The sequence below is a fragment of the Pseudomonas sp. TE6288 genome, from assembly GCF_054062095.1.
The window spans coordinates 61769-76151 of record NZ_JBSSEW010000011.1 but is presented as its reverse complement, the minus strand read 5'-3'; the positions used below and the strand labels follow the sequence as shown (position 1 = coordinate 76151).

Annotated in this window: 13 protein-coding genes; 8 read left to right on the top strand and 5 right to left on the bottom strand. The window is 63.1% G+C overall.

Annotation, left to right across the window (positions count from 1 at the left end; translation table 11 throughout):
* Positions 1–65: 65 nt before the first annotated feature.
* The gene (lldD, locus tag ACVWY1_RS13145) at positions 66–1211 is read right to left on the bottom strand and encodes an FMN-dependent L-lactate dehydrogenase LldD (protein ID WP_102683180.1); all 1146 of its coding nucleotides are present in this window, start codon (positions 1209–1211) and stop codon (positions 66–68) included.
* Between the two features lie 63 nt (positions 1212–1274).
* On the bottom strand, positions 1275–2945 hold the full coding sequence (locus ACVWY1_RS13140) for a lactate permease LctP family transporter (protein WP_457378384.1): 1671 nt from the start codon (positions 2943–2945) through the stop codon (positions 1275–1277).
* A gap of 260 nt (positions 2946–3205) precedes the next feature.
* On the opposite strand from ACVWY1_RS13140, the gene ACVWY1_RS13135 reads away from it, so the two are divergent.
* Positions 3206–3973, top strand: coding sequence for an FCD domain-containing protein (locus ACVWY1_RS13135; RefSeq protein WP_102683182.1), 768 nt, complete (start codon positions 3206–3208; stop codon positions 3971–3973).
* Positions 3974–4091: 118 nt separating this feature from the next.
* Here the strand turns inward: ACVWY1_RS13135 and smpB are convergent, their stop codons facing one another.
* On the bottom strand, positions 4092–4574 hold the full coding sequence (smpB, locus tag ACVWY1_RS13130; RefSeq protein ID WP_023629355.1) for an SsrA-binding protein SmpB: 483 nt from the start codon (positions 4572–4574) through the stop codon (positions 4092–4094).
* Between the two features lie 161 nt (positions 4575–4735).
* Between smpB and ACVWY1_RS13125 the strand changes: the two genes are divergently transcribed.
* A complete protein-coding gene (locus ACVWY1_RS13125) occupies positions 4736–5170 on the top strand; it encodes a type II toxin-antitoxin system RatA family toxin (protein ID WP_457378383.1) in 435 nt (144 codons plus the stop codon).
* Positions 5171–5258: 88 nt separating this feature from the next.
* Here ACVWY1_RS13125 and ACVWY1_RS13120 read toward each other — a convergent pair whose 3' ends face one another.
* On the bottom strand, positions 5259–5777 hold the full coding sequence (locus ACVWY1_RS13120) for an outer membrane protein assembly factor BamE (protein ID WP_046854057.1): 519 nt from the start codon (positions 5775–5777) through the stop codon (positions 5259–5261).
* Between the two features lie 97 nt (positions 5778–5874).
* On the opposite strand from ACVWY1_RS13120, the gene fur reads away from it, so the two are divergent.
* A complete protein-coding gene (fur, locus tag ACVWY1_RS13115) occupies positions 5875–6279 on the top strand; it encodes a ferric iron uptake transcriptional regulator (RefSeq protein WP_110701757.1) in 405 nt (134 codons plus the stop codon).
* Positions 6280–6361: 82 nt separating this feature from the next.
* Here fur and recN read toward each other — a convergent pair whose 3' ends face one another.
* Positions 6362–8035: a DNA repair protein RecN gene (gene recN, locus ACVWY1_RS13110; RefSeq protein WP_457378382.1), complete on the bottom strand. Its 1674-nt coding sequence runs from the start codon at positions 8033–8035 to the stop codon at positions 6362–6364.
* A 182-nt stretch (positions 8036–8217) separates the two neighbouring features.
* Between recN and grpE the strand changes: the two genes are divergently transcribed.
* The 5 genes from grpE (at position 8218) to carA (ending at position 14319) form a co-directional block, all read left to right on the top strand.
* Entirely contained in the window at positions 8218–8772 is a 555-nt protein-coding gene (gene grpE, locus ACVWY1_RS13105; protein ID WP_050706997.1) for a nucleotide exchange factor GrpE, read from the top strand.
* 101 nt (positions 8773–8873) lie between these two features.
* Positions 8874–10799, top strand: a complete 1926-nt coding sequence (gene dnaK / locus ACVWY1_RS13100; protein WP_102683185.1) for a molecular chaperone DnaK — start codon at positions 8874–8876, stop codon at positions 10797–10799.
* A 212-nt stretch (positions 10800–11011) separates the two neighbouring features.
* Complete coding sequence (gene dnaJ, locus ACVWY1_RS13095) at positions 11012–12136, top strand: molecular chaperone DnaJ (protein WP_102683186.1); 1125 nt, start codon at positions 11012–11014, stop codon at positions 12134–12136.
* A 13-nt stretch (positions 12137–12149) separates the two neighbouring features.
* Positions 12150–12956, top strand: a complete 807-nt coding sequence (gene dapB, locus ACVWY1_RS13090; RefSeq protein WP_102683187.1) for a 4-hydroxy-tetrahydrodipicolinate reductase — start codon at positions 12150–12152, stop codon at positions 12954–12956.
* A gap of 226 nt (positions 12957–13182) precedes the next feature.
* On the top strand, positions 13183–14319 hold the full coding sequence (gene carA / locus ACVWY1_RS13085; RefSeq protein WP_102683188.1) for a glutamine-hydrolyzing carbamoyl-phosphate synthase small subunit: 1137 nt from the start codon (positions 13183–13185) through the stop codon (positions 14317–14319).
* Positions 14320–14383 lie beyond the last annotated feature (64 nt).

The window sequence follows — 14383 nt, the reverse complement described above, 5'->3', positions numbered from 1 at the left end:
TCCTCGCGGGGCCGCGGCGTCTGGTGCGCGGCGTGCCCCGGGTAATCAGGCGTTGGCGGGCGCGCTCAGGCGCCCAGTTCGCGGACCAGCGAGTCTTTGCTGATCTCGCCGATGGACTTGGCGCCGGTCAGCACCATGGCCACGCGCATTTCTTTCTCGAACAGCTCCAGCAGGTTCTTCACCCCGGCCTCGCCGTGGGTCGCCAGGGCATAGAGGAAGGCGCGGCCGATCAGCACGGTGTCGGCGCCCAGGGCGATCATGCGCACCACATCGAGGCCGCTGCGAATGCCGGAGTCGGCGAGGATCTTGATATCGCCCTTCACCGCGTCGGCGATGGCCGGCAGCGCACGGGCGCTGGACAGCACGCCGTCGAGCTGGCGGCCGCCGTGGTTGGAGACGACGATGCCGTCGGCGCCGAACTTGACCGCGTCGCGGGCGTCATCGGCGTCGAGGATGCCCTTGATGATCATCGGGCCGTCCCAGAATTCGCGGATCCACTCCAGGTCTTTCCAGGAGATGGACGGGTCGAAGTTGTTGCCCAGCCAGCCGATGTAGTCGGCAAGGCCCGTGGGGTTGCCGCGGTAGGCGGAGATATTGCCCAGGTCGTGGGGGCGGCCCATCACGCCGACGTCCCAGGCCCATTGCGGGTGGGTCATGGCTTGCAGCACGCGGCGCAGCGGGCCGTTGGCGCCGCTCATGCCGGAGTGGGCGTCGCGATAGCGGGCGCCGGGCACGGGCATGTCGACGGTGAACACCAAGGTCTTCACGCCGGCCGCTTTCGCACGCTCCAAGGCGTTGCGCATGAAGCCGCGGTCTTTCAGGACATACAGCTGGAACCACATTGGCCGGTCGATGGCCGGGGCCACTTCTTCGATCGGGCACACCGATACCGTCGACATCGTGAACGGAATGCCATGGGCCGCCGCTGCGCGTGCCGCCTGCACCTCGCCACGACGGGCGTACATACCGGTGAGGCCGACCGGGGCCAGGGCCACGGGCATGCTCAGGGTCTCGTCGAACAGTTTTGTCTGCAAGCTCAGTTCGGACATGTTCTTCAGCACGCGCTGGCGCAAGGCGATGCCGGCAAGGTCCGAGACATTGTGGCGCAGGGTGTGCTCGGCGTAGGCGCCGCCGTCGGCGTAGTGGAACAGGAAGGGAGGCAGCTTGCGTTGGGCCGCGGCGCGATAGTCGGTGGAGGCGGAAATGATCATGGATTCTCGCAGCGTTGCTTGTGGGGAATGCCGGGCGCGTTAAGGCGCCCGGCTCCTGTCACTTTAGTGATGAACCAGCATGCCAGTGAGCCAGTAGGCCTGGACCAGAGTGATCAGGCCGACGATGGTGGCGAAGAACAGGCTGTGCTTGACGGTGAAGCGGAACAGGTCGGATTCCTTGCCGACCAGGCCGGTGGCCGCGCAGGCCACGGCGATCGACTGCGGCGAGATCATCTTGCCGGTCACGCCGCCGCTGGTGTTGGCCGCCACCAGCAGAGTGTCGCTGACGCCGATCTGGTGCGCGGTGGTGGCCTGCAGCGAGCTGAACAGGGCATTGGACGAAGTGTCCGAGCCGGTCAGGAACACGCCCAGCCAGCCGAGGAACGGCGAGAAGAACGGGAATGCCGCGCCGGTGCCGGCCAGCACCAGGGCCATGGTCGAGGACATGCCCGAGTAGTTGGTGACGAAGGCGAAGGCCAGCACCATGCCGATCGACAGGATCGGCCAGCGCAGTTCCCAGAAGGTCTCTTTGAAAGTGGTCAGACCAGTTTTGAAGTTGATCTTCAACACCCACATCGAGATCAGTGCCGATAGGAAGATCGCGGTGCCGGTGGCGGAAATCGGGTCGAGCTTGAACACCGCCGGCATGGCGATGGGCGCTGTGACGATTGGGGCGGTCTTCACCACCAGCTGGTCGAGGTGCGGGATGGCGAAGTTGAACACGAAGTTGTACATCGCGCCGCCCGGGGCGAAGGCTGCCTTGAACGGTTTCAGGGTCCAGATGGTGACCAGTACGGTGAGGATCAGGAAGGGCGACCAGGCCTTGAAGATCTCGCCAAAGCTGTACGGGCTCGGTTGGCTGCCGCTCGACTGCACGACGGCGGCGCCGACGCTGCCCTTGGCCTCGGCGAGCGCGCGCTTGGGCTGCCAGACCTTGAGGAACAGGGTCAGGGCGATCAGGCTGGCCAGGGCCGAGGTGATGTCGGGCAGCTCCGGGCCGATGAAGTTGGAGGTGAAGTACTGGGTGACGGCGAAGCTCAGGCCGGCCACCAGGGCGGCAGGCCAGGTCTCTTTCACGCCGCGCACGCCGTCCATCATGAACACCAGCCAGAACGGCACGAACAGCGACAGCAGCGGCAGCTGGCGTCCGGTCATGGCGCCGATGTGGAAGGCGTCGATGCCGGTTACCTGCCCGGCCACGATGATCGGGATACCCAGGGCGCCAAAGGCCACCGGGGCGGTGTTGGCGATCAGGCACAGGCCGGCGGCATACAGCGGGTTGAAGCCCAGGCCCACCAGCAGCGCGGCGGTGATGGCCACCGGTGCGCCGAAGCCGGCCGCGCCTTCGAGGAAGGCGCCGAAGCAGAAGCCAATCAGCAGCACCTGCAGGCGTTGGTCGTCGGTGATCGACAGCACCGAGCTGCGGATGACCTCGAACTGGCCACTCTTGACCGTGAGTTTGTAGAGGAACACCGCGGCAACGATGATCCAGGCAATTGGCCAGAGGCCATAGAGGAAGCCGTAACCCGCAGCGGCCAGGGCCATGTCGACAGGCATCTGGAAGGCGAAGATCGCCACCAGGATCGACAGCGCCAGGGTGATGCTGCCGGCGACGTGGCCCTTGAGGCGGAACACGGCGAGGGCAAGGAAGAAGAACACGATTGGGATGACCGCCGCCAGCGCGGACAGGCCAAGGCTACCAAGCGGGGTATAGAGTTGTTGCCAGGTTTGCATATGGGGTGGCCCCTAATTGTTGTTGGTCAAGGCACTGGCATTGGATAATTGGTAAGACCAATTTACAATGGCTGGTCGCTAGGTTAAAAGCGCAGCAGCGGGTGTGTCAATTTGTCCTGGGGGAAACTTTGGTCGGACGCCGATGAGCGGGCATCTGAATGGCTGGGAAAAACGCCGCCTGATGGGTGTCGGCGCAAGCCGGATAGGCGCAGAATAGGCGCCCCCGGATTCGCATCCCCGGGGTTCGTGGAGAGCATGTGATGGTTTTTGATCAGGTCCGCCAGCGGCGCCTGTCCGACGACATCGTCGATCGGTTGGAAGGGATGATTCTCGAAGGCACCCTCACCTCGGGTCAGCGCCTGCCGGCCGAGCGCGCCCTGGCCGAGCAGTTCGGCGTGTCGCGCCCGTCGCTGCGCGAGGCGATCCAGAAGTTGGTGGCCAAGGGCTTGCTGGTCAGTCGCCAGGGCGGCGGCAACTATGTGGCCGAGTCATTGGGCTCGACCTTCAGCGACCCCTTGCTGAAACTTCTCGAATCCAGTCCCGAGGCGCAGCGTGACCTGCTGGAGTTTCGTCATACGCTGGAGGCGTCCTGCGCCTACTACGCGGCGCAGCGCGCCACCGAGCCGGATCGCGAGCGGCTGAAGACTGCGTTCGACGCCTTGCAGGACTGCTACAACCGTGTCGGTGAAGTGGACCGGGCGGAGGAGGGCGCGGCGGATGCGCGCTTCCATCTGGCCATTGCCGAGGCCAGTCACAACGCCGTGCTGTTGCACACCATTCGCGGGTTGTTCGACCTGCTCAAGCGCAATGTGGTGACCAACATTGGCGGCATGTACCAGCAACGCACGGAGACCCGCGACATGCTGATCAGCCAGCATCGCGAGTTGTATCTGGCGATTGTCGAGGGGCGCGCGGAGGACGCGCGGGAGGTGTCCAGCCGGCACATCCTGTATGTGCAGGAGGTGCTGCAGGAGGCGCAGCAGCAAGCGCAGCGGGTGGCGCGTGCGGAGCGGCGCAGCGGACGCTGATTCTGGACTTCGTGGGAGCGGGCTTGCCCCGCGATCGCGCTAGCAGGGGCAGCAGTACTGCCTGGCCTGGCGCTATCGCGGGGCAAGCCCGCTCCCACGGGAAAGGTCAGGCCGAGCCCTACTCTTCCTTGCCCTTGTTGCGCATCGTGCGCTGCAGCTCGCGGTTGGAGTCGCGCTCGCGCACGGTATCACGCTTGTCGAACTCCTTCTTGCCCTTGCCGAGTGCGATCTCGCACTTGATCAGGTGCTTGCTCCAGTACAGCGACATCGCCACGCAGGTGTAGCCCTTCTGCGCCACGGCCGCTTCCAGGCGCTCGAGCTCGCGCTTGTTCAGCAGCAGCTTGCGGGTGCGGATGGGGTCGGCGATGACGTGGGTGCTGGCGGTGTTCAGCGGGGTGATGTGGCTGCCGAACAGCCAGGCTTCGCCATCCTTGAGCAGCACGTAGCTGTCGGTCAGGTGCGCCTTGCCGGCCCGCAGGCTTTTTACTTCCCAACCGGACAGGACCAGCCCGGCCTCGAACTTGTGTTCGATGAAGTAATCGTGTCGCGCTTTCTTGTTCTGCGCGATGGTCCCGGTCGGATGCTTCTTTTGTTTAGCCATAGGGGCGGCATTATAGGCAGTCGCCGCGTCCTCGGCTACGGGGTTTAGCTGCGCTTGAGCCTGTTGTGTGAATCCCGGACAATGCAACCCACGCTCTGCCGCGCAGAGCCGTTTTCAAGGCGCTGACAAGCGCTGCCGCCCAGTTTGGAAGTGACGCCTGGATGACTACCCATATTCAACGCTCCGCTCTGCTGCCGTACCCTGCCCAGGCGCTCTACGACCTGGTCAACGATGTGGCGAGCTACCCGGAGTTCCTGCCCTGGTGCTCGGCGTCCACGGTGCTCGAGACCAGTGACACGCATATGCGGGCAAGGCTGGAAGTGGCCAAGGGTGGCATGAGCCAGCAGTTCATCACGCGCAATGTGCTGGTGCCGGGGCAGTCGATCGAGATGAACCTGGAGGAGGGGCCGTTCACCCAGTTGCATGGGCTGTGGGTGTTCAAGCCGTTGGGAGATAAGGCCTGCAAGATCAGCCTCGACCTGTCGTTCGACTACGCAGGTGCCCTGGTGCGGGCCACCTTGGGGCCGCTGTTCAACCAGGCGGCCAACACGATGGTCGATGCCTTCTGCCAGCGGGCCAAGCAGCTCAATGGTTGAGGGCGCGCGTGGCAGGTGAGCAAGCCCCGCCATTCATGCAGGCAATAAAAAGCCCGGACAAGATCCGGGCTTTTTAGTATCGGCGCATTTACTGCGGCGAAGTTTCCAGCGGTGCTGGTGTCGGCACCGGGGTGGTCTCGACGTTGTCGATTTCCTTTTGCAGCGAGTCTTCCAGCGAGCCTGGCTTGGCTGGCTTCTCGGGTTGGCTCGGCTGCTTGTCCGGGTTGACCGTGGTGTCACCGCTGCCACCGAGGATTTCCTGGTCGCGGCTGACGCCTGGCATGAAGTCGCCGGAGAGGTTGACCAATTGATCGTTCTCGTTGAAGAAGATGCTCATGCGCTCTTGCTGGCGCTGGCCGCCGCCAGGCTGCAGGCTGTAGAGATAATCCCAGCGATTGGTGTGGAAGGTGTCCTGCAGCAGGGGGTTGCCCATGATAAACCTTACTTGTCGGCGGGTCATTCCCGGACGCAATTGGTCTATCATGTCCTGCGTGACGACATTGCCCTGCTGGATGTCGATTTTGTAAACCCCGGGAAACGAGCAACCGGCGAGTGCGAGCAGTCCCACTAGGGTGAGGCTGGTTAGCAAGAGCTTGGTGTTTTGCATCGGTGGGCGACTTCCACTATCTTGGCTGGACAACGTAAACCCCGATCATACCCGTATTAAGAGAAGCTGCGAAGCAGCATCGGCGAGAAAGCTGACCATGGTTGAAAATAGCGAATTGCGCAAAGCGGGCCTCAAGGTAACCCTGCCTCGAGTAAAGATTCTTCAGATGCTCGACTCCACCGAGCAGCGTCACATGAGTGCCGAGGATGTGTACAAGGCGCTGATGGAGGCTGGCGAGGATGTCGGTCTGGCGACCGTGTATCGCGTACTGACCCAGTTCGAAGCGGCGGGTCTGGTGGTTCGCCATAACTTCGATGGCGGCCACGCGGTATTCGAGCTGGCTGACGGCGGCCACCACGACCACATGGTCAACGTGGACAGCGGTGAAGTCATCGAGTTCTTCGATGTCGAGATCGAAAAGCGCCAGAAGGAAATCGTTGCCGAGCACGGTTTCGAGCTGGTGGACCACAATCTGGTTCTGTATGTGCGTAAAAAGAAGTAACGATTTATCTCGTTATTGACGACAAAGGCGACCTTCGGGTCGCCTTTGTGCGTTCTGGGGAGCGTGCGTGGGGTGGGCCCGCTCAGGTCTTGCTGGTCACCACCATCTTGCGCGCATGGGCCAGCGACTCTTTGGTGAGGTCAATGCCGCCCAGCATCCGCGCCACTTCCTCGACCCGCTCGCGCTTGCCCAGGCTGGCCACGGCGGTGTGCGTGGTGTCGCTGTTGCGCACCTTGTGCACGAACAGGTGGTGATGCCCCTGGGCTGCGACCTGTGGCAGGTGGGTCACGGTCAGCACCTGGCCGCGCTCGCCGAGACGGCGAAGCAATTGGCCGACGATCTCGGCAGTCGGGCCGCCGATGCCAACGTCGACTTCGTCGAATACCAAGGTTGGAATGCGTGAGGTCTGTGCGGTGATCACCTGGATCGCCAGGCTGATGCGTGACAGTTCGCCGCCCGAGGCCACTTTGGCCAGGCCCTTGAGTGGCTGGCCGGGGTTGGCACTGACCAGCAGTTCGATCTGCTCCAGGCCATGGGGTGAGAGGTCCGTGCTTTCGAAGGGGGTGAGTTCGATGCAGAAGCGTCCGCCGGGCATGCCCAGGCGTTGGATTTCCTGCCCCACGGCGGTGGCCAGCTGTTTGGCCGCCTGCCGGCGCAGGGTGCTGAGCTCGATGGCCTTCTCTTTATAATGCTGTGCGAAGGCCGCGAGCTCCTCGCCCAGCCGCTCGATCGATTCGTCGCTGGCGTTCAGCCCTTCCAGCTCTTCCATCAGGCGCTGTTGCAGGTGCGGCAGTTCAGTGGGATGCACGCGGTGCTTGCGGGCGAGGGTGTAGATGGTGTCCAGGCGCTCTTCAAGGCTCTGCAGGCGCATCGGGTCGGCGTCGAAGTTGTCGAGGAAGCGGTTGAGTTCGCCGACGGCCTCCTCCACCTGGATCTGCGCGCTGGCAATCAGGTTGACCGCCTCGCCCAGTGCTTTGGGTGCATTGCCTACCGCGCCGAGGCGGTTGAGGCTCATGGTCAGGGCGCTCAGCACGTTGCCTGAATCGCTTTCGCTGCACTGTTCGATGACCTGGCGGCAAATGCCGAAGAGTGCCTCGGCGTTGGTCAGGTTCTTGTGCTCTTGCTCAAGCTGCTCCAGTTCGTTTTCGCCCAGTCCGAGGTTGTCGAGTTCCTCCAATTGGTAGCTGAGCAACTGGTGGCGCGCCCGCTGCTCGTCGCCGGAGTTGCTCAGGCGCTCCAGCTCCTGGCGCGTCTGGTTCCAGCGCTTGGCGGCCAGCTGCACCTGGCGGGCCAGATCGGTGGCGCCGGCGTACTCGTCCACCAGGCGGCGGTGGGTGTCGGTTTTCAGCAGTGACTGGTGTTCGTGCTGGCTGTGGATATCGATCAGCAGCTCGCCCAGGGCCTTGAGGTCGCCCAGCGGACAAGGGGTGCCATTGATGTAGCCGCGGCTACGGCCCTCGGCGGTGATCACCCGGCGCAGGATGCAGGGGCCGTCGCTTTCCAGGTCGCGCTCGGCGAGCCAGGCGTGCGCCTCGGGGATGTCGACCAGGTCAAACGTGGCGAGGATGTCGGCTTTGTCGGTGCCCGGGCGCACCACGCCGCTGTCGGCGCGGTCGCCCAGGGCCAGGCCGAGGGCATCGAGCATGATCGACTTGCCGGCCCCGGTCTCGCCGGTGATGACGGACATGCCGCGGGCGATCTCGAGGTCGAGGTGTTCGACGATGGCGTAGTTGTGAATGGACAGGTGCACCAGCATGGAGCGGCTCCCGAAGGGTCTTGTCTGGATATTTATACAGTGCTTTTCGCGAGTCTGCCAATAGCCGGTCGACGAATGTGGAAAAGCACCTTCCCCCTTGAACCTGGTTTTTCCGACCCCATATAGCCGGCAAGACATGGCGAGCCTGGCTCGCACGACAGAAATCGTGGAGGAGAAACCCAATGGCTGACGAACAGCTGGATGAGAAGAACCTGAATTCCGAAGAAGCAGGCGCCGCGAATGCCGATGCCCGTGTCCTGGAGCTCGAGGAGCAGCTGGCCGCCGCCAAGGACCAGTCCCTGCGCGCCGCTGCCGACCTGCAGAACATCCGCCGCCGTGCCGAGCAGGATGTCGAGAAGGCCCACAAGTTCGCCCTGGAGAAGTTCGCCGGCGACCTGCTGCCGATCATCGACAGCCTGGAGCGTGGTCTGGAGCTGTCCAGCGCCGACGACGAGACCATCAAGCCGATGCGCGAAGGCATCGAGCTGACCCTGAAGATGTTCCAGGACACTCTCAAGCGCTACAACCTCGAGACCATCGAGCCGCACGGCCAGCCATTCAACGCCGAGCACCACCAGGCGATGGCCATGCAGGAAAGTGCTGATGTCGAGCCGAACAGCGTGCTGAACGTGTTCCAGAAGGGCTACCTGCTCAATGGCCGCCTGCTGCGCCCCGCCATGGTGGTGGTCAGCAAGGCGCCGAGCGCCCCGCAGCCTTCGATCAACGAAAAGGCTTGAAATCTTTTCGGACACCCCCATCTAGGTGTCAAGCCTTCAAGTATTAGCGCAGTTGGCCAAAGCAGTCGCTGCTACCAAATTCAAGTTTCGGGAGAATCAACATGGGTAAAATCATCGGTATCGACCTGGGGACCACCAACTCCTGCGTCTCCGTGCTGGAAAACGGCACTGCCAAGGTCATCGAGAACGCCGAAGGCGCGCGCACCACGCCTTCGATCATCGCCTACGCCAACGACGGCGAGATCCTGGTTGGCCAGTCGGCCAAGCGTCAGGCGGTCACCAACCCGCACAACACCCTGTTCGCGGTGAAACGTCTGATCGGCCGCCGCTTCGAAGAAGATGTCGTACAGAAAGACATCAAGCTGGTGCCTTACAAGATCGTCAAGGCCAACAATGGTGACGCCTGGGTCGAGGCTGCCGACAAGCAGATGGCTCCGCCGCAGATCAGCGCCGAAGTCCTGAAGAAAATGAAGAAGACCGCCGAAGACTACCTGGGCGAGCCGGTCACCGAAGCGGTCATCACCGTGCCGGCCTACTTCAACGACAGCCAGCGCCAGGCGACCAAAGACGCCGGCCGCATCGCTGGCCTGGACGTAAAACGCATCATCAACGAGCCGACCGCCGCCGCGCTGGCCTACGGCATGGACAAGGGCAAGGGCGACCATACCGTCATCGTCTATGACCTGGGTGGTGGTACCTTCGACGTATCGGTCATCGAAATCGCCGAAGTCGACGGTGAGCACCAGTTCGAAGTGCTGGCCACCAACGGTGACACCTTCCTGGGTGGCGAAGACTTCGACATGCGCCTGATCGACTACCTTGTCGACGAGTTCAAGAAAGAGTCCGGCATGGACCTGAAGAACGATCCCCTGGCCCTGCAGCGCCTGAAAGAAGCCGCTGAAAAGGCCAAGATCGAGCTGTCCTCGGCTCAGTCGACCGACGTCAACCTGCCGTACATCACTGCAGACGCAACCGGTCCGAAGCACCTGAACGTGAAGATCTCCCGCGCCAAGCTGGAGTCGCTGGTCGAAGACCTGGTCAACCGTACCATCGAGCCATGCCGCATCGCCCTGAAGGACGCCGGCATTGATGCCAGCAAGATCGACGACGTAATCCTGGTCGGTGGCCAGACCCGTATGCCGATGGTGCAGAAAGCCGTTGCCGACTTCTTTGGTAAAGAAGCGCGCAAGGACGTCAACCCGGACGAAGCCGTTGCCATGGGTGCCGCCATCCAGGGTGCCGTTCTGGCCGGTGACGTGAAGGACGTGCTGCTGCTGGACGTCAGCCCGCTGACCCTGGGTATCGAAACCATGGGTGGCGTGATGACCGCGCTGATCGAGAAGAACACCACCATCCCGACCAAGAAGTCGCAGGTGTTCTCGACCGCCGACGACAACCAGGGCGCCGTGACCATCCACGTGCTGCAGGGCGAGCGCAAGCAAGCTTCGCAGAACAAGTCGCTGGGCAAGTTCGACCTGGCTGACATCCCGCCGGCTCCACGCGGCGTGCCGCAGATCGAAGTGACCTTCGACATCGACGCCAACGGCATCCTGCACGTCGGTGCGAAGGACAAGGCTACCGGCAAGGCGCAGTCGATCGTGATCAAGGCCAACTCCGGTCTGTCCGACGAAGAAATCGAGAAAATGGTGCGTGACGCCGAGGCCAACGCCGAGGAAGACCGCAAGTTCGAAGAGCTGGCCGCCGCCCGTAACCAGGGTGATGCGCTGGTCCACTCGACCCGCAAGATGGTCACTGAAGCCGGTGACAAGGTCACCGCCGAAGAGAAGACTGCCATCGAGGCCGCCGTGGTTGCCCTGGAGGCCGCCGTCAAGGGCGACGACAAGGCTGCCATCGACGCCAAGGTCGAGGAGCTGTCCAAGGTTTCGGCCCCTGTTGCCCAGAAGATGTACGCCGAGCAACAGGCCGAGCAACCGCAGGGCGGCGCCCAGCAGGCCGAACCGGAAGCCAAGCACGACGACGTGGTTGACGCCGAGTTCGAAGAAGTAAAAGACAACAACAAGCAGTAAGTCCTGCATGTTGTCGCCCAGTTCACCGTCGTTTGCCGGTGAGCTGGTAGGATGTCGCCGCGCGGGGGCTTGCTCCCGCGTTGGCGTGTCTGGAACACGAGAATTATTTACAGCATCTGTCTGGGCGCATTCGCGTATGGCGGCAGGTGCTGACGGCATGGCGCACCGATGCGCAGAGGTATGCCGAACGCCCCCAAGAGTGCAAATGACCTATGGCAAAGCGTGATTTTTATGAAGTCCTGGGTGTCGAGCGTGGCGCCAGTGAAGGTGATCTGAAGAAGGCCTACCGCCGTCTGGCGATGAAGTACCACCCTGACCGCAACCCGGGTGATAAAGAGTCGGAAGACCTGTTCAAGGAAGCCAACGAGGCCTACGAAGTGCTGTCGGATGCCAGCAAGCGTGCGGCGTACGACCAGTACGGCCACGCCGGCGTCGACCCGAGCATGGGTGGCGGCGGTGCCGGTTTCGGTGGTGCCAACTTCTCCGATATCTTCGGTGATGTCTTCAGTGATTTCTTCGGCGGTGGCCGTGGTGGTGGTCGTGGCGGCGCCCAGCGTGGCAGTGACCTGCGCTACACCCTCGAGCTCAATCTCGAGGAGGCGGTGCGCGGTACCACGGTCAATATCCGCGTCCCTACGCTGGTCAACTGCAAGCCGTGCGACGGCTCCGGCGCCAAGAAGGGCTCGACCCCGTCGACCTGCCCGACCTGTGGCGGTATCGGTCAGGTGCGCATGCAGCAGGGCTTCTTCGCGGTGCAGCAGACGTGCCCGCGCTGCCATGGCCAGGGCAAGATCATCACCGACCCTTGCGGCTCGTGCCACGGCGAAGGTCGTGTCGAGGAATACAAGACCCTGTCGGTCAAGGTGCCGGCTGGCGTCGATACCGGCGATCGCATCCGCCTGTCCGGCGAAGGCGAGGCGGGTGCCCATGGCGGTCCGACCGGTGACCTGTATGTGGTCGTCAATGTGCGCGAGCACCCGATCTTCCAGCGCGACGGCAAGCACCTCTACTGCGAAGTACCGATCAGCTATACCGACGCCGCCCTGGGTGGCGAGCTGGAAGTGCCGACCCTCGATGGTCGCGTGAAGCTGAAAATTCCCGAAGGCACCCAGACCGGCAAGCAGTTCCGCTTGCGTGGCAAGGGTGTGGCGCCGGTGCGCGGTGGTGCGGCAGGCGACCTGCTGTGCCGCGTGGCGGTGGAAACGCCGGTCAACCTCAGCCGTCGCCAGCGCGAACTGCTCGAAGAGCTGCGTGACTCGCTCGAGGGCGACAGCTCCCATTCGCCCAAGGCCAGTGGCTGGTTCGAGGGTATGAAGCGCTTCTTCGGCGATCTCTGAGAAGGAACAGGCTATGCGACGTATTGCGGTAATGGGCGCGGCGGGGCGGATGGGCAAGACCCTCGTCGAGGCCGTGCAGCAGCAGGCGCCCCTGACGGGCCTGACGGCGGCGATCGATCGCCCGGACAGCTCGCTGGTCGGGGCTGATGCCGGTGAGCTGGCGGCCCTGGGGCGTATCGGCGTGCCGATCTGTGATGACCTGGCCAAGGTTGCCGACGAGTTCGATGTGCTGATCGACTTCACGCATCCTTCGGTGACCCTGAAGAACCTGGCGTTCTGTCGCAAGGCGGGCAAGGCCATGGTTATCGGCACCACCGGTTTCACGCCGGAAGAGAAAGAGCTGCTGGCAGAGGCGGGCAAGGAGATCCCGATCGTCTTCGCCGCGAACTTCAGCGTGGGTGTGAACCTCAGTCTCAAGCTGTTGGACATGGCGGCCCGGGTGCTGGGCGATGATGTGGATATCGAGATCATCGAGGCCCATCACCGGCACAAGGTCGACGCGCCGTCGGGGACCGCGCTGCGCATGGGTGAAGTGGTTGCCAATGCGTTGGGGCGCGACCTGCAGGAAGTGGCGGTTTATGGTCGTGAAGGCCAGACCGGTGCTCGTGATCGCAAGACCATCGGTTTCGCCACCGTGCGTGCCGGTGATGTGGTCGGTGATCACACCGTGCTGTTCGCCGCCGAAGGCGAGCGCCTGGAGATCACCCACAAGGCCTCCAGCCGCATGACGTTCGCCAAGGGCGCCGTGCGCGCTGCGCTGTGGCTGGAAGGGCGTGAGCCTGGCCTGTACGACATGCAGGACGTGCTCGAGCTGCGTTGATGCCGCGGGGCTGCCTGGCAGCCCCTTGTCGCATCCAAGTGTTTTAGAGACACATCTACGGTAGACCGAAAACGCACTTTTCTGTAAGCTACAGCTTTAGTGTGTCCACTAAAAGCGCGCAGCGAATTGAATTCAGCACTTAAAAGCGGGGTGACGTGTCCATACGTCACTCCGCTTTTTTGCAACCTGCGATCGCCCTTTCATGCTTGATTTACGGGAGGTCTTCTTGACAAAGCCAGCCATACTCGCCCTTGCCGACGGCAGTATTTTTCGCGGTGAAGCCATTGGTGCCGACGGTCAGACCGTTGGCGAGGTGGTATTCAACACCGCTATGACCGGCTACCAGGAAATCCTTACAGACCCTTCCTACTCGCAGCAAATCGTCACCCTGACCTACCCGCACATCGGCAATACCGGCACTACCCCGGAAGACGCCGAATCCAACCGCGTCTGGTCCGCTGGCCTGGTCATCCGCGACCTGCCGCTGCTGGCCAGCAACTGGCGCAATACCCAGTCGCTGCCTGAGTACCTCAAGGCCAACAACGTTGTCGCCATCGCCGGCATCGATACCCGCCGCCTGACCCGTATCCTGCGTGAAAAGGGCGCCCAGAACGGCTGCATCCTCGCCGGTGACAACATCACCGAAGAGCAGGCGATCGCCGCTGCCCGTGCCTTCCCGGGCCTGAAGGGCATGGACCTGGCCAAGGTCGTTTCCACCAAGGAGCGCTACGAGTGGCGTTCCAGCGTGTGGGAGCTGAAGACCGACAGCCACCCGACCATCGATGCTGCCGACCTGCCGTACCACGTGGTTGCCTTCGACTACGGCGTCAAGCTGAACATCCTGCGCATGTTGGTCGCGCGTGGTTGCCGCGTCACCGTGGTGCCTGCCCAGACCCCGGCCAGCGAAGTGCTCGCGCTCAACCCCGATGGTGTGTTCCTGTCCAACGGCCCTGGTGATCCGGAGCCATGCGACTACGCCATCCAGGCGATCAAGGAAATCCTCGAGACCGAGATTCCGGTCTTCGGTATCTGCCTCGGCCACCAACTGCTGGCCCTGGCCTCCGGTGCCAAGACCGTGAAGATGGGCCACGGCCACCACGGTGCCAACCACCCGGTCCAGGACCTGGATACCGGTGTGGTCATGATCACCAGCCAGAACCACGGCTTTGCCGTCGACGAAGCCACCCTGCCAGGCAATGTTCGCGCCATCCACAAGTCGCTGTTCGACGGCACCCTGCAGGGTATCGAGCGCACCGACAAATGCGCGTTCAGCTTCCAGGGCCACCCTGAAGCGAGCCCGGGCCCGACCGACGTCGCGCCACTGTTCGATCGTTTCACCGATGCCATGGCCAAGCGCCGCTGAGCATCCTGCTTCAAGGCCCCGGGCCGGCTTGTGCCGTGCCCGGAAGCGCCTGACCCAGATTGTT